22 protein-coding genes are annotated in these 19,260 nt (G+C 29.8%); 8 read left to right on the top strand and 14 right to left on the bottom strand.

Annotation, left to right across the window (positions count from 1 at the left end; translation table 11 throughout):
- The 6 genes from ACMCMH_RS08395 to fliP are packed head-to-tail and all read left to right on the top strand — an operon-like array spanning position 1 to position 4,501.
- Positions 1-282, top strand: a complete 282-nt coding sequence (locus ACMCMH_RS08395) for a hypothetical protein (RefSeq protein ID WP_412724520.1) — start codon at positions 1-3, stop codon at positions 280-282.
- On the top strand, positions 279-896 hold the full coding sequence (gene bioD, locus ACMCMH_RS08390; protein WP_412724518.1) for a dethiobiotin synthase: 618 nt from the start codon (positions 279-281) through the stop codon (positions 894-896). The genes ACMCMH_RS08395 and bioD overlap by 4 nt, the downstream gene beginning before the upstream one ends.
- Before the next feature lie 20 nt (positions 897-916).
- Positions 917-1,630, top strand: a complete 714-nt coding sequence (locus ACMCMH_RS08385; RefSeq protein ID WP_412724516.1) for a plasminogen-binding N-terminal domain-containing protein — start codon at positions 917-919, stop codon at positions 1,628-1,630.
- Positions 1,627-3,015 carry an FAD-linked oxidase C-terminal domain-containing protein gene (locus tag ACMCMH_RS08380; RefSeq protein ID WP_412724514.1) on the top strand — a complete coding sequence of 463 codons (1,389 nt, stop codon included), beginning with the start codon at positions 1,627-1,629 and terminating at the stop codon, positions 3,013-3,015. The genes ACMCMH_RS08385 and ACMCMH_RS08380 overlap by 4 nt, the downstream gene beginning before the upstream one ends.
- Entirely contained in the window at positions 3,016-3,774 is a 759-nt protein-coding gene (locus ACMCMH_RS08375) for a YihY/virulence factor BrkB family protein (RefSeq protein WP_412724512.1), read from the top strand.
- The gene (fliP, locus tag ACMCMH_RS08370; protein WP_412728014.1) at positions 3,770-4,501 is read left to right on the top strand and encodes a flagellar type III secretion system pore protein FliP; all 732 of its coding nucleotides are present in this window, start codon (positions 3,770-3,772) and stop codon (positions 4,499-4,501) included. The genes ACMCMH_RS08375 and fliP overlap by 5 nt, the downstream gene beginning before the upstream one ends.
- Positions 4,502-4,517: 16 nt before the next feature.
- Here the strand turns inward: fliP and ACMCMH_RS08365 are convergent, their stop codons facing one another.
- The 14 genes from ACMCMH_RS08365 to dapF all read right to left on the bottom strand — a co-directional run bounded on the left by ACMCMH_RS08365 (position 4,518) and on the right by dapF (position 16,877).
- Entirely contained in the window at positions 4,518-5,189 is a 672-nt protein-coding gene (locus ACMCMH_RS08365; RefSeq protein WP_412724510.1) for a hypothetical protein, read from the bottom strand.
- A 10-nt stretch (positions 5,190-5,199) separates the two neighbouring features.
- On the bottom strand, positions 5,200-5,394 hold the full coding sequence (gene xseB / locus ACMCMH_RS08360) for an exodeoxyribonuclease VII small subunit (protein WP_412724508.1): 195 nt from the start codon (positions 5,392-5,394) through the stop codon (positions 5,200-5,202).
- On the bottom strand, positions 5,387-6,499 hold the full coding sequence (gene metX / locus ACMCMH_RS08355) for a homoserine O-acetyltransferase MetX (RefSeq protein ID WP_412724506.1): 1,113 nt from the start codon (positions 6,497-6,499) through the stop codon (positions 5,387-5,389). The genes xseB and metX overlap by 8 nt, the downstream gene beginning before the upstream one ends.
- Positions 6,500-6,577: 78 nt before the next feature.
- Positions 6,578-10,126, bottom strand: coding sequence for a DNA polymerase III subunit alpha (dnaE, locus tag ACMCMH_RS08350; protein ID WP_412724504.1), 3,549 nt, complete (start codon positions 10,124-10,126; stop codon positions 6,578-6,580).
- A gap of 72 nt (positions 10,127-10,198) precedes the next feature.
- Positions 10,199-11,128, bottom strand: a complete 930-nt coding sequence (locus ACMCMH_RS08345) for an HD-GYP domain-containing protein (protein WP_412724502.1) — start codon at positions 11,126-11,128, stop codon at positions 10,199-10,201.
- Between the two features lie 128 nt (positions 11,129-11,256).
- Entirely contained in the window at positions 11,257-11,607 is a 351-nt protein-coding gene (gene rplQ / locus ACMCMH_RS08340; protein WP_412724500.1) for a 50S ribosomal protein L17, read from the bottom strand.
- A gap of 19 nt (positions 11,608-11,626) precedes the next feature.
- Positions 11,627-12,631: a DNA-directed RNA polymerase subunit alpha gene (locus tag ACMCMH_RS08335; RefSeq protein WP_412724498.1), complete on the bottom strand. Its 1,005-nt coding sequence runs from the start codon at positions 12,629-12,631 to the stop codon at positions 11,627-11,629.
- Between the two features lie 24 nt (positions 12,632-12,655).
- Complete coding sequence (rpsD, locus tag ACMCMH_RS08330; protein ID WP_412724496.1) at positions 12,656-13,282, bottom strand: 30S ribosomal protein S4; 627 nt, start codon at positions 13,280-13,282, stop codon at positions 12,656-12,658.
- An 11-nt stretch (positions 13,283-13,293) separates the two neighbouring features.
- Positions 13,294-13,686, bottom strand: coding sequence for a 30S ribosomal protein S11 (rpsK, locus tag ACMCMH_RS08325; protein ID WP_412724494.1), 393 nt, complete (start codon positions 13,684-13,686; stop codon positions 13,294-13,296).
- A gap of 9 nt (positions 13,687-13,695) precedes the next feature.
- Positions 13,696-14,064: a 30S ribosomal protein S13 gene (gene rpsM, locus ACMCMH_RS08320; protein WP_412724492.1), complete on the bottom strand. Its 369-nt coding sequence runs from the start codon at positions 14,062-14,064 to the stop codon at positions 13,696-13,698.
- 3 nt (positions 14,065-14,067) lie between these two features.
- A complete protein-coding gene (rpmJ, locus tag ACMCMH_RS08315) occupies positions 14,068-14,181 on the bottom strand; it encodes a 50S ribosomal protein L36 (RefSeq protein WP_412724490.1) in 114 nt (37 codons plus the stop codon).
- A gap of 136 nt (positions 14,182-14,317) precedes the next feature.
- Positions 14,318-15,373 carry a lipid-A-disaccharide synthase gene (gene lpxB / locus ACMCMH_RS08310; RefSeq protein ID WP_412724488.1) on the bottom strand — a complete coding sequence of 352 codons (1,056 nt, stop codon included), beginning with the start codon at positions 15,371-15,373 and terminating at the stop codon, positions 14,318-14,320.
- A complete protein-coding gene (locus tag ACMCMH_RS08305; protein WP_412724486.1) occupies positions 15,370-16,149 on the bottom strand; it encodes a glucosaminidase domain-containing protein in 780 nt (259 codons plus the stop codon). The genes lpxB and ACMCMH_RS08305 overlap by 4 nt, the downstream gene beginning before the upstream one ends.
- The gene (dapF, locus tag ACMCMH_RS08300) at positions 16,149-16,877 is read right to left on the bottom strand and encodes a diaminopimelate epimerase (protein ID WP_412724484.1); all 729 of its coding nucleotides are present in this window, start codon (positions 16,875-16,877) and stop codon (positions 16,149-16,151) included. Before dapF ends, ACMCMH_RS08305 begins: the two co-directional genes overlap by 1 nt.
- A gap of 131 nt (positions 16,878-17,008) precedes the next feature.
- Here dapF and ACMCMH_RS08295 point away from each other — a divergent pair, with 131 nt between their 5' ends.
- Both ACMCMH_RS08295 and ACMCMH_RS08290 read left to right on the top strand, forming a co-directional pair.
- Positions 17,009-18,205 carry a cysteine desulfurase family protein gene (locus ACMCMH_RS08295; protein ID WP_412724482.1) on the top strand — a complete coding sequence of 399 codons (1,197 nt, stop codon included), beginning with the start codon at positions 17,009-17,011 and terminating at the stop codon, positions 18,203-18,205.
- A 54-nt stretch (positions 18,206-18,259) separates the two neighbouring features.
- On the top strand, positions 18,260-19,240 hold the full coding sequence (locus ACMCMH_RS08290) for an iron-sulfur cluster assembly scaffold protein (RefSeq protein WP_412724480.1): 981 nt from the start codon (positions 18,260-18,262) through the stop codon (positions 19,238-19,240).
- Positions 19,241-19,260: the final 20 nt, after the last annotated feature.

The following is a 19,260-nucleotide window of genomic DNA, read 5'->3' as shown; positions in this document are numbered from 1 at the left end:
ATGGAATTTATTTTACTTATATCACTTTTTTTAATTCTTATATTTTTAATATTCAATAAAAAGAGCTATAGAATTAAAGATCAAACTCTTAAAAAAGAGGAGATTGTTCAAGAATATGAAAAAAACTTGAAAAATATTCTAGCTCGATATAGTACCAATAAAAATGAACAACTCAAACAAAAAAAAATATTTCTACAAAACTGTAATAAAGAGTTATCACGCAACATTTTTTTTACAGAAGAGGAATCAATTCTCATATTACAAAGACTCTCAAAATTATGAAAAAGAAAAAAATATATTTTATAACAGCAACAAATACTGATGTTGGGAAAACTTACGCAGCTGAGAAAATTTTAATAAAGTATCATAAAAAAGGGAAAAAAGTTGGTTATTTTAAACCTATTGAAACAGGTGTAGTATCTACACCTCTTGATGGTTCAAAACTTTTAAAACTTACAAAAAAGTTTAATAGTGATTTTGATTTTAGCCTTAATGAAGTTGTTCCTTATCAATTTAGACTAGCTGCTTCACCTTTTGTAGCTAAAAAAAAGAGTTGCATCGATATAAAAAATATTTTTAAACAAACCAAAAAACTTTTAAAAAAATGTGATGTTTTAATAATTGAGGGTGCGGGTGGTCTAATGGTACCTATAAACAAAAATTATTTTATGATTGATTTAATCAAAGGTTTTCAAGATTTGTTTAATAGTAAAACCATTTTAATAAGTTCAAGTGCATTAGGAAGTATAAACGACACTCTTTTATCTCAGAAAGCTTTGCATAATTATAGTATAAATTATCAATGGTATATAAACTTATATAAAGATAAAAAAGATTTTAAAAAAGTCACCCTACCTTTTTATAAAGAGTATTTCGATAAAATATCTTTTCTTTAAATAAATAAATAAGGCTCTATATGAAAATAATTTTTTTTCTCTCTTTAGCATTAAATTTTCTTTTTGCTACTGTACACTTACAAACACAAACTACTAAAATATTTGATGTAACACAAAATAGTGCAACTATTAATATTCCAAACTTAAGTATTGGGCAAAGTGGAGTTGTTGTTACTGATATTGACGAAAATAGTATTATTTTAGCTCAAGCAATTATAACAGAAACTTCAAATAGCAATTCTACAATAGAGTTTTTGGATACTAAAGTATTACTTCAAGATGCAATACCTACAACAAAACTCAGACCAGTAGATGGTGATAGTTTTATTTTAAACCATCTTTATAATACAAGTTTACTCATTGTTCCAAATGAAACAGCAAAACAATCAGTGCAAGAGTTATATAAAAACCAAAACTTTCTTAGTGAAGATTTTTTTGCAGCATATTTAAAACTTATAAATAAACCTGTGCCTACAAAAGAAACATTTTTAGCTTTTGCTCAAAAACAACAAATAGGAACACTTTTTATAGTTGTGCAAAACAATCTATTTATTGTAGATAGTTTATCTTTTAAAGTACTCGATACAATCTTAATAGATAACAAAGACAATAGTACAAATGTCCCTTTTCTTACAAAAATTGATCAAATAGAAACAGGACTATGGAGTTTTGATGAAAAAAATATAAACAATTATGATCTACACTATTTAAAAATGTTGGAGATAATAAAATGATAGAACAAACACATATTGATAAATTCATAAGTATTGTCGGTGATGAAAATGTAAAGAGTGATAAAGCACATCTAATAGCATATTGTTATGATGCTACAAAAACACGATTCGAACCAGACGCTGTAGTTTTCCCAAAAAATGAAGAAGAGATTAGTAAAATATTAAAATATTGTAATGAACATAGAATTATTATTGTTCCAAGAGGAGCTGGTAGTGGTTTTACTGGTGGTTCTTTACCTGCTAGTGGAGGAATTATACTTTCACTTGAAAGACATATGAATCAACTTCTTGAAATCGATATGCAAAATATGGTAGCAAGAGTTCAGCCAGGACTTGTGAATATGACATTTCAAAAAGCTGTAGAGGAAGTTGGTTTATTTTATCCTCCAGATCCTGCTAGTGAAGAGTACTCTACTTTAGGGGGAAATGTTAGTGAAAATGCAGGCGGTATGAGAGCTGCTAAATATGGTATCACAAAAGATTATGTCATGGCTTTACGAGCTGTGTTACCAAATGGTGATATTATTCAAGCTGGTAAGAAAACTATAAAAGATGTTGCAGGATATAACATAGCTGGAATTTTAACTGCAAGTGAAGGTACATTGGCAGTTATCACAGAGATTACTTTAAAACTTATACCAAAACCAAAATTTAAAAAAACATATATGGGAATATTTCCAGATGTAACAAGTGCTATGAATGCAGTGTTTAAATCTCTTGCTTCTGGTGCAAATCCTGTTGCTATGGAATTTTTAGATAAACTTGTAATTCAAGCTTTAAGAGAAAAACTCAATGTTGACTTGCCTAGCGATGCTGGTGCTGTATTAGTGGGAGATGTTGATGGAAGTTTAGAAGATGAAGTAAAATTTCAACTTGAAACTTTAGAAAAATCATTTAGTGAAAATGGTGGAAAAAGTTTTGTTATAGCCCAAGACGATGATCATGCAAAAGAGTTATGGTTTGCAAGAAGAAATGCAAGTCCTGCTGTTACGATTTTCGGTACAAAAAAACTCAATGAAGATATCTCAGTTCCTAGAAGTATGCTTCCTGTTGCATTAGAAGAAATCTACAAAATTGGTGATAAATATGGTATGCAAGTACCATGTTTTGGTCATGCTGGAGATGGGAACATTCATGTAAATGTAATGGTAAAAGATAAAAATGACCCAAAACAGATGGAAGATGGACATAAAGCTATTGAAGAGATTTTTCAACTTGTTGTTGATATGGGAGGAACTTTAAGTGGTGAACATGGTATTGGGACATCAAAAGCTCCTTATATGGATATAGCCTTTAATGATGCAGAGATGAACCTATTTAAAAACATCAAAAAAGCTTTTGATCCAAACAACATACTCAATCCTTTTAAAATGGGACTTGATTAATTGAAACTTATCAAAGAGGTGTTTTCATTTTTTAATGATGACACCCCCTATTATGCTGCAAGTTTAAGTTTTTTTACTATTTTTGCAATTCTTCCACTCATTGCTTTGCTTATTGTTGTGATATCAAATATTCCCGCTTTCTCGGAACATTTAGATACTATGATGCTTTATATTTTAGACTTTATAAATCCTACACATTCAACAACATTAGCAAATCAACTTTCAAGTTTTTTACACAATACTGAAAAATTAGGCTCTATAGGTTTAGCATATCTTTTGTTTGTATTTACTATGTTCTTTAAAGATTATGAACATATCATCAATAAAATACATAAAGTACCCTCAAGAGCATTCTACAAGTCCTTTTTACTTTATATAAGTTTTCTTATTATGCTTCCTATTTTATTTTTTGTGTTTATATTTATAACAACATTTTCTAATATCTCATTTTTTGTTTATATTTTTACTTCACTTTTTATCTGGATTGTATTTATGTTTGTATTTATGATATCAGCAAATACAAAAATAACTTTTGTTGCAGCTGCTTTCTCAAGCTCTATCACACTTGTGTCATTAAGTGTTACAAAAACATTGTTTGGATATTATGTTAGTGAAAATACAACTTATGCGACAATTTATGGTTCATTTAGTGTTGCTTTGTTTTTCTTTTTATGGATATATATTTCATGGAATATATATTTATATGGTACAAAACTATGTTCAATCTTAAATAAGGCACAACTATCAAATGAAAATTAAATCTCTATTTTTATTCTTATTATTAACAACTATATCTTTATTTGGAGCTGAAGATACACCACTTGTAAACCTTTCAGTTGCAGCTGTTGAGAATCCTGCTCAGTTTGTAAAAACAATTAACATAGCTATCATTCTCATGCTATTTGTTTTGGCACCTACTCTTTTACTTATGGTGACAAGTTTTACTCGACTTATCATTGTATTTGGACTTTTACGACAAGCAATGGGACTACAACAATCTCCACCAAACCAGATCATCATATCATTAAGTTTAATACTTACAGTATTTATTATGGAGCCTTATGCAAAAAAAGCATGGGAAAATGGAATCGACCCATATATGAAAGAAACTATTGGCTATGAAGTTGCTTTTGATGAAAGTGTTGGACCTTTCAAAGAGTTTATGATCAAAAATACTAGAGAGAAAGATTTGGCACTTTTTTACCGAATCAAAAAACAAGAAAATCCTAAAAATATCGAAGATGTTCCACTTACTTTACTTATGCCTGCATTTATCATAAGTGAATTAAGAACTGCATTTGAAATAGGTTTTTTAGTGTTTTTACCATTTTTAGTTATCGATATTATTGTTGCTTCTATTCTGATGAGTTTAGGTATGATGATGTTACCACCTGTTATGATATCATTACCTATTAAGTTAATCTTTTTCATCATAATCGATGGATGGCATCTAATTATTGGGAATCTTGCACAGTCCTTTAAGTGATAAAATAGAACAAATCTTATTGAAGATTTATTCTAATATACCGTGGAAACTCTTGCTGTATTGATGAATCTATCTCTACAGGAAAATTCTGTAAAATATTTTCTTTGTTAGTTTCAAACAACTCTTTATCTCCACCTATAAATTTTAGCTGTTCGTAACTTCCATCTTTTAATAGAGTGATTCGAAATCGAAGTTTTTGATTTTTTGTGACATTTAGTTCACTATTTTGAACTATACTTTTTCGAAGTTTAGATTTTAAACTCTTTAAAAAATCTCTTAAAAGTATAACATCTAAAGTTTCTTTTGCTATTGTTTTTTCTACAGTATTGGATACTGTTACACTAGAGATATTAACATCTTCAATAGTTGGTGCTATCTTCTGAATAGTATTATTTACATCTATTTGTTCTTCAACATTAATTTTTTTTATATTTGTTGTATTGGTATCTGCAAAAAGGACTTCACTATAACTATTTTGTTCTGCATTTAATATTTTTTGAATTTCTAAAGGAACTTTTTTAATGATTGTAATAAACTTTTCGATACTCTTTGCTGTAGAATTTAGCATTTCATCTATACTTGTTTTGTCTTGATATTTACTATATAAAGTGTAACCTACTATAATAATAACAGCTAAAACTAAAATAATAATTGTGTCCTCAAAAAAACTTTTAGTTTTACCCTGCATTATTTATCCTTTAGTGTGTAAGTTCTTTAAATTCAAGTTTTGCTTCATCTAAAAGCTTTTGTGCAATCTCTAACTCTTTCATCCCTTTTTTATATACATCAACACTGTCACTTAGTGTAATTTCAGGATCAATAAGTCTATCTAAAAACTTTTGTGCTTCTACTATTTTTTGTTCAAATGTGTTTTTTTCTATAACTTCACTCATAATTTTCCTCTAGCATCTTTTTTATTTTATCTTCGTATTTATCAACTTCTACTAAAAAAGCATCATGCCCATAATCACTTTGTATAAGATCGTATGTACATAAATGACCATTTCCAAGCTGGGTCATAATTGTTTGTATCTCTTCCATCTCTTCAGGGTAAAATAAACAATCTCCCTCAAAAGCAATAAGATGTAACTTTGTTTTTATTTTTTTTATTGCATCCTCTATTTTATCACTACCTCGTGCAGCATTAAAAATATTTAATGTTTTAACAATATACAAGTAACTCAATGGATCAAAATTTAAAGGAAAATTATAACAATTGTATTCTAAATATCTTTCAACCTCAAATTTCCCAAATAGTTCATATAATCCATCATCTGACACATATTTTCTTCCAAACTTACTATTCATACTATCTTTTGAAAGATAAGAGATATGTCCAGCAATACGGCCCATTGCTAAACCTTTGAACCCATTTTCTTTTATATGCTGAGGATCATAATTTCCATTTTTAAATTCAGGATCATTTCTTATAGCTTCTATTGCAACTTTGTTGAATGCAATTGCCCAAGGTCTTGTATATGCAGTTGTAGCAATTGGTATAACCATATCAGCAAAATCAGGATACTCTATAGCATAACAAAGAGCTTGCATCCCTCCCATAGATCCACCAACAATAGCTTTTACATGTTCTATACCTAAAGAGTCCATTAAACTTTTTTGTGCTTTTACAATATCACTAATAGTTATAACTGGAAATTTTAATCTATACAAATCACCATTTTTATTCATAGGACTCATAGGACCTGTTGAGCCAAAACATGAACCTATATTATTAGTAGCTATTACAAAATATTTTGTAGTATCTATAGCTTTACCATCACCAATTAAAGCGTTCCAATATCCTGGTTTTCTATCTCCCTCATAATATCCAGCAGCATGATGAGAACCACTTAAGGCGTGAGTAATAATAATGATATTTGATTTATCACTATTCATTTCTCCATAAGTTTCATAGATAATTTCATATCTTTCTAAGAGTCTACCACTCTCTAAATATAAAGGTTTTTCAAATTTTGCTATTTTTGTTGTTATATTCAATTAATTCTCGCTTTAATGTATTATATACTCATTTTATCTAAAAAATAATTTATCTCGAATTAAAACATATTTTATCTACTATATAATATAAACGCTACCTAACTCTTTTATAAGTCCCTCAACATTATTATTTACATAGTATCCACTATCTAATTCTACATCACCTAGTTTTGATTTTATAGTTAAGGTCAACTCTCTTTTCCCTTGATTTCTTGATATTATTTCAAATAAGTCATAAATAATTTTATCATCATTTGAAAACTCTATCGCTACATTTAAAGGGGCTTGAACTTTTTCTACTTTTTTCCCTTTTTTAAGTTTTTCAGATTTTGCTTCTTTGAGTGATTCTATTTTTTTTAGACTAAACTTTGTTCCAAAATCATCAATTTTTACACCAACTTTAAAAGCAATTGGTTTCGTCAAATCAAAATCTTCACGAAGCTCTTTTATCCTATCTTCAAATAGCATAAGCTCAATACTTCCATGTAAATCCATAATAGTAGCTATTCCAAACTTATTACCTTTTTTAGATACTTTTTCAACTATAGTTTCCATTTTTCCTACTAGTAAAGCTTCACTTCCATCTGATAATGTATCAATTTCACTACTTAAAGTATACTTGATTTGATCTAAAGCTTCTCTATATTCATCTAAAGGGTGTCCTGAAACATAAAAACCTAACGATGCTTTTTCAAATTCGAGAATCTCTTTATCATCATACTCAGGCATATCATTTATAGTCACTTCAACTTTTGTCATATCTTCATCATCACCAAAAAGTGAACCAACTGCTTGTTTTTTGGCTTGTGCGGCTTTTCCTGCTGCTTCAACTATATCTTCAACTTGCATGAGAAGTGCTTTTCTTGTGTATCCAAAATTGTCAAAAGCCCCAGATCTAATCAAAGTTTCAATAACTCGTTTATTTACTTTACTACTATCAATTCTACTTACAAAATCGCTTAAGTTTTCAAACTCACCCTCTTGCCTTGACTTGATAATAGAGTTAATAGCAACATCCCCTGCACCTTTTAAAGCACCCATACCAAACAATACAACCTCTTTATCATCAATAGTATCTGCACTAAATACTAAAAAAGATTTATTAATATCTGGAGGAACTAGGTCATATCCCATTCTTTTAACTTCATCAACATATTTAACAACTTTATCGGTATTGTCTTTTTCAAGAGTAAGTAATGAAGCCATAAACTCTGTAGGATAGTAACATTTTAAATAACTCGTATAAAAAGTTACCATTGCATAAGCAGCACTATGTGATTTATTGAAACCATATCCAGCAAACTTAACAATCAAATCAAAAAGCTCTTCACAGTGTGTTCTTACATACCCTTTTTTTACTCCACCATCTGCAAACTCTTCTTTAAGTCTATCCATCTCTTCTTTAATTTTTTTACCCATAGCACGCCGTACTAAGTCAGCGCCACCAAGTGAAAATCCACCAATAACTTGAACAATCTGCATAACCTGCTCTTGATATACAATTACCCCATAAGTTGGTTCTAATATTGGTCGTAAAGGTTCATCAAACTCATCATAAAAGTAGTTAATCTCAGCACGACCATGTTTTCTATCAATAAAGTCATCAAGCATACCTGACTCCATTGGACCTGGACGATATAATGCTAAAACCGCAATAATATCCTCAAAGTTCGATGGTTTTAAACGCTTACATAAATCTTGCATACCTGATGATTCTATTTGAAATAAACCTATTGTATTTCCTGTACAAATAAGATCGTATACATCTTTATTGTTTACATCTTCTAGGGTAAAGTCTATCCGTTTATTATGTCGATGTTCTATAAGTTGTAAAGCACCTTCAATTACTGTTAAAGTTTTTAAGCCCAAGAAGTCAAACTTAATCAAATCAACATCTTCAACATATTTACCGTTGTATTGTGTCGCTAAAGTATCAAGTCCTGAGGGTTTAAAAAGTGGAGTTTTTTTCCATAAAGCTTCGTTTGATATAACAACACCAGCTGCATGTGTCCCTGCATTTCTATTTAAACCTTCAAGAGCTACAGCATATTCCCATACTCTAGCAGCTTTTGGATCCATATCACACAGCTCTTTAATTTTTGGTTCTTTCTCCCATGAATCTGCAAGATTAATTCCTAGTTCATCAGGAATAAGTTTTGCCATTGCATCTGCTTGAGAATATGGCATATCAAGAACTCGAGCAACATCTCGGATAACCCCTTTTGCTAGCAACTTACCAAAAGTAATAATTTGTGCAACATTGGCTCGACCATATTTTTCAACAACATAGTCAATAACCTCTTGCCTTCTTCCTTGACAAAAATCCATATCAATATCTGGCATAGATACTCTTTCTGGATTTAGAAATCTCTCAAAAAGAAGTCCATAAGGGATTGGGTCAATATCTGTAATTTTTAAAGCAAAAGCAACTAAACTTCCAGCAGCTGAACCACGACCAGGACCAACAGGTACTCCGATAGATTTTCCATACTCAACAAAATCCCAAACAATAAGCATATAACCTGGAAATTTCATATTATTAATAATATCAATTTCCACTTGTAGTCTATCTTTGTATTCTTGATGCCTTGAAGCATCTACAATTTTGAGTCGTTCCTCAAGTCCTCTTCTACACTCATCAATAAAAAGTACTTTATCATTCTCTAAACTATACTCTAAGTCAGGTTCTGGTAGATCCAAATTAAAAAGTGCCGCTTTTTCTCTAGTAAATTTAAAATTAGGAGGAGTAGGATCACCTAATTTTATCTCTAAATTACACTTATCTGCAATCTCTTGTGTAGCTTCTATTGCTTCTGGAATATCTGCATAAAGCAATGCCATTTGAGCAGGAGATTTTACATAAAATTCATGAACACTATGACGCATTCTATTTGGATCATCATACAGTTTATTCATTGCAATACACATAAATGCTTCATGTGCTTCTGCATCTTTTGGATTGGTATAATGAGTATCGTTAGTCGCAACAATTCTAATACCAGTTTCTTGGCTTATCTGAATAATTTGTTTGTCAATAAAATGCTGGTCAACAATACCATGTCTCATAATTTCAAGATAAAAATCATCTCCAAAAATATCTTTATATTCAAGAGCAATTCTTTTAGCTTCCTCATATCCTTTTGCACCATTTTTTACATTTCTTGGGTTATTTAAATTTAAGTGCCAGTTTATTTCACCTTGTAAACAAGCAGCAGTACAGACCAAACCTTCTGAATTTTCTCGTAACATTTTTTTGTTTATTCTTGGATAATAATAAAATCCATGCATATATGCTTGAGAACTCAAATACATAAGATTTTTATATCCTACATCATTTTTTGCATATAAACACAAATGAAATCTTTGCTTAGTAGATTTATCACCTATTTCATCTTGATTGTGAAGATAAGCTTCCATCCCAATAATAGGTTTGATACCCTCTTTTTTCATAGTGTTATAAAAATCTATTGTACCAAACATATTACCATGATCAGTCATAGCAACACTTGTCATACCAAGTTCTTTGATTTTTTTTGCTAGTACTTTAATTTTATTAGCACCATCAAGCATTGAATATTCTGTATGTAAATGTAAATGTGTAAATTGTTGAGTTTTATTTGTAGACATAAGCTTATTTTATCTTATTATTAATATATTGAGGATTAAAAAAAACTATTATATGAATGATAAAATAGAATATTATTTATTTCTAAAAATTTCAATAAAACTATTAATTATTTTACTATCTAATTGTTTTGACATCTCTTTTTTCATCATAATTAAAGTATCAAAAGTTGATACAGATTCTTTATATGTTTTTTTTGTAGTTAAAGCATCGAAAATATCACATGTTCCAATAATTTTTGCATATAATGGAATCTGATTCTCAAACAATCCATCAGGATATCCTGTGCCATCTATTTTCTCATGATGATATTTAATACCTTCCAAGATTTTAATGTTGTTAATCCCTAGTTTTTTTGCAAGTAAGGTACCATAAAAAGGATGTTTCATAACCTCTTTAAATTCTACTTCATTGAGTTTTCCATCTTTATTTATTATTGATTGATCTATTTTAGTTTTTCCTATATCATGTAAAATAGCAGCTATACCTAACTCTTCAAGCGAAGATTTAGTCAGATTTAATTGTTTCCCTAAACACAAAGAATATACACATACATTCAAAGAATGGGTATGATTGTAATACTCATATTCTAATATTGATATAAATGAGGAAACGGTAAAACTCTCTTCTAAGACTATGCTTACCATATTAGAAACTATCTCTTTAGTTTGTTCAAGGTTTTCTAATTTTTCTGGATTTTCAAAGAGTTTATCAATTTTTAAAGCAATATCTTCATAGAACTTTTTAGTATTTTTTGGAATTATTGTTTGTTGTTTGCTATTTTTATAGTATTCATCATAGATATCTCTATGTGTATTTTCCACATATAAATACTTATAACTAAGAATAGTTTTAGATAATTTTTCAGTAAGAGTTTGAGCTTTTTCATATACCTGAATTAGTTCATCTTCAAATGAGTTTTTTCCATATATATCAAAAATAAAAGTATCATTGTTTTTGACTATTGATTTATCAATAAGAAAATATTTATTTACATCGTACATTTTCTACTCTCTTTTTTATTTTATAAAGTATACCATTAAAAAGTATCATAAATGTATCAATAAAATTTGACATAAAAAAAGGTTAGTAGAAAAACTACTAACCTTTATCATACAGAATTAACTATATACTAAACAAATGAAATATAAGCCATTTGTGTAGCATCACCTCTTCTGATTCTAGTTCTAACGATTGATGTATATCCACCGTTTCTTTCAGCATATTTTGGAGCAATCTCTGTTACAAGTTTATTTGTAGCAGTTTTACTTTGTAATGAAGCAAAAACTAATCTATGTGAATTTAAATCACCAGATGCAGCTTTTGTTATTAATTTTTCCATATATCTTTTTAACTCTTTAGCTTTTGGCACAGTAGTTTCAATTTTTTCTCTTTCGATCATACATATTGCAAGATTTGCTAATAATGCTTTTCTATGAGAAGATGTTCTACTAAGCTTTCTATATCCATGCTTATGTCTCATTATTCGTCCCTTTTTTTTATTAAGCTTTTAGTTGCTCTAACTTTTTTCTTAAAGCTGACGCAGTATCTTCATCTAAAGAACCATCAATTGGATATCCAATCTCTGCAAATTTATCAGAAATTTCTTCTAAAGATTTTTTTCCTAGATTTTTAATACTTTTAACTTCAACTTCACTCATAAGTGCTAAATCACCAACAAATTTAATTCCTGCTCTATCAAGCGAATTAAAACTTCTTGCACTTAAATTTAATTCTTCAATTTTTACAATCAAATCTTTTAAATCTATTGAACTATCACTACTTGTAGCTTCAACCATTTTAACTTCAGATAAATCAAATACTTTGTTAAATACTGACATTTGAGAGTACATTGTAGTTATCGCTTCTTTAAATGCATCAATAGGAGAAATTTGCCCATCTGTTACAACTGTAAATACAGCTTTTTCATAGTTAGGATTATCTTCTACTAATATTTTTTCTATATCATAAGTTACTTTTTTTACTGGTGTAAAGAAAGCATCTACAGGGATAAAATCAGCAGGGATTAAATCTCTTAAATCCTCACTAGGTACATACCCAATACCTTTTTGAATAATAATAGAAAAATTAAGCGTACAATCACTATTAATTGTTGCTAAATGGTGATCTCCATTTATAATCTCTACATCATCATTCTCTAAAGCAGAAGCTTTAATCTCTTGTGCATTACTGAAAGAATATTCTATCTCTAGTTGTTCTTCCTCACCTTTTATTTTAAATCTTAATTCTTTAAGGTTTATAATAAAAATTGCAATATCTTCAAGCATACCTCTAATAGAGTCAAATTCATGTTTCGCACCTTCAACTTTAACAGCAATTGGAGCGTATCCAACTGAGCTACTCATTAAAAGTCTTCTTAATGGGTGTGCTAATGTAATAGCATACCCACTTTCAAAAGGAAAAGCACTTATTTTAGCACTGTCTTCAGTAATTTGTTCAATTTCTACTTCTGTTGGTAAAAATGGAGCATCTACAAATTTTTTCATTTATTTTTCCTTTGTTGCTTATTATTATTTAGAATATAATTCGACAATTAGTCTTTCTTCAACTGGGATAACAACTTCTTCTCTTGTTGGTATTCTAGAGAATATTCCAAATACTTTATCTTTATCAACATCAATCCATTCAACCATACCAGTTTGGTTAGTAAGTTCTAATGATCTTACAATTTGAGTATTAGTTTTAGATTTCTCTTTTACTTCAACTTTTTGACCTGGTTTTACAATGTAAGAAGGGATATCAACTTTTTGACCATCAACTAAGATGTGCCCATGTGTTACAAATTGTCTAGCATTTGCTCTAGTTGTAGCAAATCCCATTCTATAAACAACATTATCAAGTCTTGTTTCAATTAAAGTAATAAGAATAGATCCTGTATTACCTTCTCTTCTTTCCGCTTCTTTGAAGTATTTTCTGAATTGTTTTTCAGATACACCATAAATGATTTTTGCTTTTTGCTTCTCTTGAAGTTGTAAACCATATTCTGATATTTTTGTTCTTCTTTGACCGTGTTGTCCAGGAGCAAAAGGTCTTTTTTCTAAAGCAGATTTACCGTTTAGTCTTCTTTCACCTTTAAGTCCAAGGTCAGCATTAAGTCTTCTTTCTAGTTTTTCAACTGGTCCTCTATATCTTGCCATGCTTTATATCCTTACACTCTTCTTCGTTTTGGTGGTCTACAACCATTATGTGGTAATGGTGTAACATCTTTGAACCATCTAACATTGATACCTTCAATAGCACCAATTGCTTTAACAGCTGTATCTCTACCAGAACCTGGTCCTTGAACTTTAATACCAACATTTTTGATACCATGTTCAATAGCTTTTTGCATTGCATCTTCAACTGCTGCAGTTGCTGCAAAAGGAGTAGATTTTTTACTTCCTCTAAAACCTAAGTTACCAGCACTTGACCATGAGATAGCATTTCCAGCATTATCAGTTACTGTTACCATTGTATTATTGAATGTAGCTGCAATATGAACGATACCGTCAGCAATATTCTTTTTAACAACTTTTTTTCTAGTTACTTTTCTTTTCGCCATTAATTATCCTTATTTAGCCGCTGCGCCAACAGTTTTCTTTTTACCTTTTCTTGTTCGAGCATTAGTTTTAGTCTTTTGCCCTCTACATGGTAAACCTCTTCTGTGTCTTAAACCTCTATAAGATCCTAAAGCCATTAAAGCTTTAATATCCATAGCAACTTTTTTTCTAAGATCACCCTCAACCATATAGTTTTCTTGGATCTCATTTCTTATAGCAGCTACTTCACCTTCTGTAAGCTCATGAGCTCTTTTATCATAAGATATACCTGTAGCATCTAAGATTAATCTTGATGTATGTAAACCAATACCGAAGATATAAGTTAAAGCATACTCCATTCTTTTTTTGTTTGGTAAGTCTGTACCAGCAATTCTTGCCATGGTCTATCCTTGTCTTTGTTTGTGTTTTTTGATCTCACAGATTACTCTTGTAACACCTTTTCTTTTGACAATTTTACATTTGTCACACATTTTTTTAACTGAAGCTCTTACTTTCATAAAAATGTCCTTTAATTTTTTTTCCAAATTTCTATTACAGGCAAAAAACTATTGTTTTCTACCAACTCTTTATAAAACCTATTGTAAAGTTTTATAAAAACTTCCCTTGGCTATAGAAAATGGAATTGGATTATAATTAATTCTTGCTTAATTTTTGATTAATTAAAGATGCAACATTTTTTGAACTACCATATTTTAGATATTTTCTAAGTAATCTTGAATTTTCAAGAAATTTTTCGTTGCTTGTAGAGTTATAGGCAAGTAGCAAGTTTTCAACTGTCACATCATTTTGTATGAACTCTTCATGAATTGGTTCTTTGCCCATTTTTTCAAAAAATATATTTGCAAGTCCGATATATTTTATTTTTATAAGATTCTTAACTATAAAATAATCAAATGGTTTAGCAATGTAACTCAAAATAAAAGGAGTTCCAATAAGTGCTGCTTCTAAAGTTGCTGTTCCACTACAAATAAAAGCAAAATCAACCTCTTCTAATGTTTTATGAGCATCTTTTGTTTTTGTAAACATTGATATATCCCCATATAAAGATGAAATTGTTTCCTCAGTAAAATATGGAGGTATGATCAAAATTGCCTCTTTGTTTATTTGTGATGCAAGTTCTTTATATATCGGAAGAAGTTTTGTAATTTCACCTTTTCTACTACCCGGCATAAAGGCAATTTTATTACTATTTGAAGGTTGCTTTTTAAAATTCTTAATCTCATCCAATAAAGGATGACCAACATAGTGTATCATCTCTTGTTTATTATAAAACTCTTTTTCAAAAGGTAATATTGAACATAAAGTATCACAATTAGCTTCAATGATAGGTATTCGTTTTTTTTTCCATGCCCATGCTTGAGGTAAAATATAATAAATAATCTCTTTATTTGGATATTTTTTTTTGATTTTTTTTGCTAATGGAAGATTAAAACCTGAAGAATCAATCAATAAAACTTTATCAACAGAACTGGCTAATTTCACCATCTCATTATTGATTTTTAACAATGAAGGTAGTTTTTTTAGGACATCTAAAAAACCCATCACAGCTAATTGAGTAACATCATAAGTAGGATTTCCTAATGATTTATCAAAGATACCAACTAGTTCAATGGTGTTATCGAACTCTTTTAGTAACTCTTTTAGATGTATATTGGAAGAAGTTTCTAGTGCACATACTAAAAGCTTCATCTTTTACCACTTTTTATATCATATTCATGAAATTCATTATATTCAATCATTGATTTTAAAAGTTCAGTATATACCTCTTTTTTTTCAGAATAACTTCCTAAGTGATCTGTTAAGATATAAGGATCATTTGTTAATGTTCTTTGTTTACGAAACTCTTCATACGCCCAATTTCTTGCAATATTTTTATAATAGTCTTCAACAGCAGCTTGTAAAGTTTTATATTTTTTTAAATAAATTGTTTTATCACCACGCAGTCCTGAAGCTGCAATTCTTGGTTCATTTTTATTAAATGACCAAACACCAAAAATATTGTAAGCTTCTTTTGTAAATCGAGAAGTTAGCCAAGCACTTTCTGCTGCTGCTTGGGCTAATACTATACTTATAGGATGGGGTTTTAAAGCATGTAAAAGTTTTTCATCTGTTGGTGCTTTATATTCTTTTTTTAGTTGTTCTATATATTCTTTATTTGTACCGTTTTTAATATCGTTTTTTACAGTAACATATCTCATCTCTAAACGCTCATATACTGACTGAGCAATAGGAACTAAAATATCCTTAAATCTTTGCTTCTTTTCACTTACACTTAAAGGTTTGTCTTCAAGTACAGGAGCAACTTCAATTTTCTTTGGTAAAGAGACAACAAGTTTTTGTTTTTCTATTGTTCCTAATTTTGTATCAAGAAAGTTATCATCCAAAGTTCTAACTTTTGAATCATCACAAGCAGTAAAAAATACTGAAAAAAGAAGAAGTATATAAACAGTTTTTTTATAAACCATCATATCTCCCTAGTGTATTCTTTAGTAACTTTACCCTTAAAATAGAGTCCTTTTTCATCTTTAGATAAAATAAGTTGTTCTTGACTTGTAGGAAAAACTTCAGCTGATGATTCAACCAATCCAAGCTCAAATGCTCTTAAGAAACACGCTGTCATACCAGTTCCACAGGCTTGTGTTTCGTTTTCAACACCTCGTTCATATGTTCTAACCTGTAATGTTCCATTTTCAACTTTTGCAAAATTTACATTGGCATTATATTTGTATCTCATTTGTGAACAAATATCTAAATTAAATTGTTCCAAGTCATCAACAATTGTTACTAAATGGGGAACACCTGTATCAATCATATACCACGAAAACCCAAGTTCACTAAAAGTGTCATTTAATTTTGTTGGTTTAGGCATAGTTGTTTCAACAATATCTCCATCAACATTACACTGTATCTCTCCTGCACCCGTTAAAAACTTTACTTTTTTGTTTGCAAGATTATTAGCAAATGCATAATGTGCAACAGCTCGTGTACCATTACCACACATGGATGCTGTTGAACCATCATTATTATAAAAAAGCCATTCAAAGTCATATAACTCATGTGGAACAACAACTATTAGTCCATCCGTATTTTCACTTTCACATAACTTAATAGCTAATTTGCTATAATCCTCTTTTATATTCGTATGAAATATTACAAAAGTGTTTCCACTTGCATTATATTTTGTTATTGTCATATATTTTCCATTTATTTGTAAAGTTGTGTAAGTATATCAAATAATAATTAAATATTCTAAATAAGACTATTTTTATCTTAATTAAGTTAGTATTCTGAATATAAAAAGAAAAAAAATATAGGTGATCAATAATGGAAGTATATTTAGACAATAATTCAACAACACAAATAGACCCAAGAGTCGAAGAAGTATATATCAACAATCTCAAAAAATTTGGAAATGTGAATGTAATATATAATAAAGGTATAGAGGTAAGAGCACTTTTAAATGATGCTTATGACACATTATATGAAGGTATTGGGGCACAAGATGAAGATGACATCGTGATAACTTCATCGACAACTGAGGGAAACAATACTGTAATAAAAACATTTTTACATGAGTTTTTAAAAGGAAGTAAAAAAAACCATATCATCTCAACAGTTGCTGAACATTCAAGTATCAAATCACCATTAAAGTACTGTAAAGATATGGGGATGGATGTTACTTATGTAGGGACAGACGAAAATGGCTTAGTAAAAGTAAGTGAAATTGAAGCAGCAATTACAGATAGAACCTGTCTTATCTCTGTTTTAATTGCATCAAATGAAACAGGCGCTATTCAAGATGTAAAAGCTATCTCTCAAATTGCTAAAAAACATAATGTATTTTTTCATAGTGATGGAGCTCAAGCTATTGGTAAAATGAAAGTTGATGTTACAGATTTAGGTGTAGATTACTTTACATTCTCAGCACATAAATTTCATGGACCAAAAGGGGTTGGAGTTTTATATGTAAAAGGTGGTGCACCTTACAATGCATTAATACACGGTGCTAAAAATGTAATGGGTGGAAAAAGAGGTGGAAGTTTATACAATAATGGTGTTGCAGCAATGGCAACAGCACTTGAGATATCAAACATCAACTTATCATTTTTAGAACATACTACACAATCATTGAGAAATAAACTAGAAGATGAACTGCTTAAAATTCCAGATACAAAATCGTATGTACCAAGAGTAAAAAGGCTGAAAAACCTTGTAGCAATATCTTTTAGAGGTGTTGAAGGTGAATCTATGTTATGGGATATGAATGTAAATGGTATCTATATATCTACAGGATCTAGTTGTTCAAGTGAAGATTTAGAGTCAAGCGCAGTAGTTGAAGCTTTGGGAGAAAAAACAGAAATTGCAAATGCAACAGTTATGTTTGCACTAAGCAAGTTTACAACAGAAGAAGAAGTAGATTATGTTATTGAAAAAGTTAAATCTTCGGTTGAAAGAATCAGAAGTATCTCTATGACTTACGCAAAACAAGAAGCATTTACACAATTTGTTGAGGATCATTAAAGAGAACTCTTTAATAATCGGTATTAAAAGAAAAAAATATAAAAAGGAAAAAATATGGCAAGAAATGAACTAGTTACTGGTAATGTTTGGGAACAATATAGTAAAAAAGTACAAGATAGAATGAACAACCCAGTTGCGATGGGTGAATTTACACAAGAAGATGCAGATAAAGCTGGAGCAAAACTTATTGTTGCAGACTTTGGAGCTGAATCATGTGGAGATGCTGTGAGATTATACTGGCTAGTAGATGAATCAACAGATACAATTATTGATAGTAAATTTAAATCATTTGGTTGTGGTACTGCTATTGCATCAAGTGATGCCATGGCTGAACTATGTATAGGTAAAAAAGTTGATGATGCTGTACATATCACAAATACAGAGGTTGAAGCATTTTTAAGAGATGATTCAGATACACCAGCTGTTCCACCTCAAAAGATGCACTGTTCTGTAATGGCATACGATGTTATTATTGAAGCAGCAGCACAATACAAAGGTATCTCAAGAGATGATATCGTAAATGCAGATATCGTGTGTGAATGTGCTAGAAAAACTCGAAAAGATTTAGTCGATGCAATTAGAGAACATAATATCAAAGATATTGATGAACTTATAAAAACAACAAAAGCAGGAAGTTACTGTAAATCATGTATCAAACCAGGTGGACATGAGCCACGAGATGTATATTTAGTAGATGTTCTTGCTGATACATTAGAAACATTAGAAAATGAAAGATTATCATCAGCTGCTGATACTACACAATCAGGTACAAATTCATTTGATAAAATGACTATTGTTCAAAGAATTAAAGCAGTTGATGCTGTAATTGATGAATATATCCGACCTATGCTTGTTATGGATGGTGGAGATATGGAGATTATTGATATTAAAGAAAATCTTCCGCATTATGATATATATATCAGATACTTAGGTGCATGTGGTTCTTGTGCAAGTGGAACAACAGGTACATTATTTGCAATTGAGTCTACTTTACAACAAAAAGTAGATGAAAATATTCGAGTTTTACCAGTTTAATCAAATTGAGTATAAAAAAA

The organism is Arcobacter sp. 15-2 (genome assembly GCF_047159865.1).
In the GTDB taxonomy this organism is placed as follows: Bacteria; Campylobacterota; Campylobacteria; order Campylobacterales; family Arcobacteraceae; genus JAIOSF01.
Note: the sequence above shows the minus strand (reverse complement) of the source record. Positions and strands in the feature narration are given on the sequence as shown.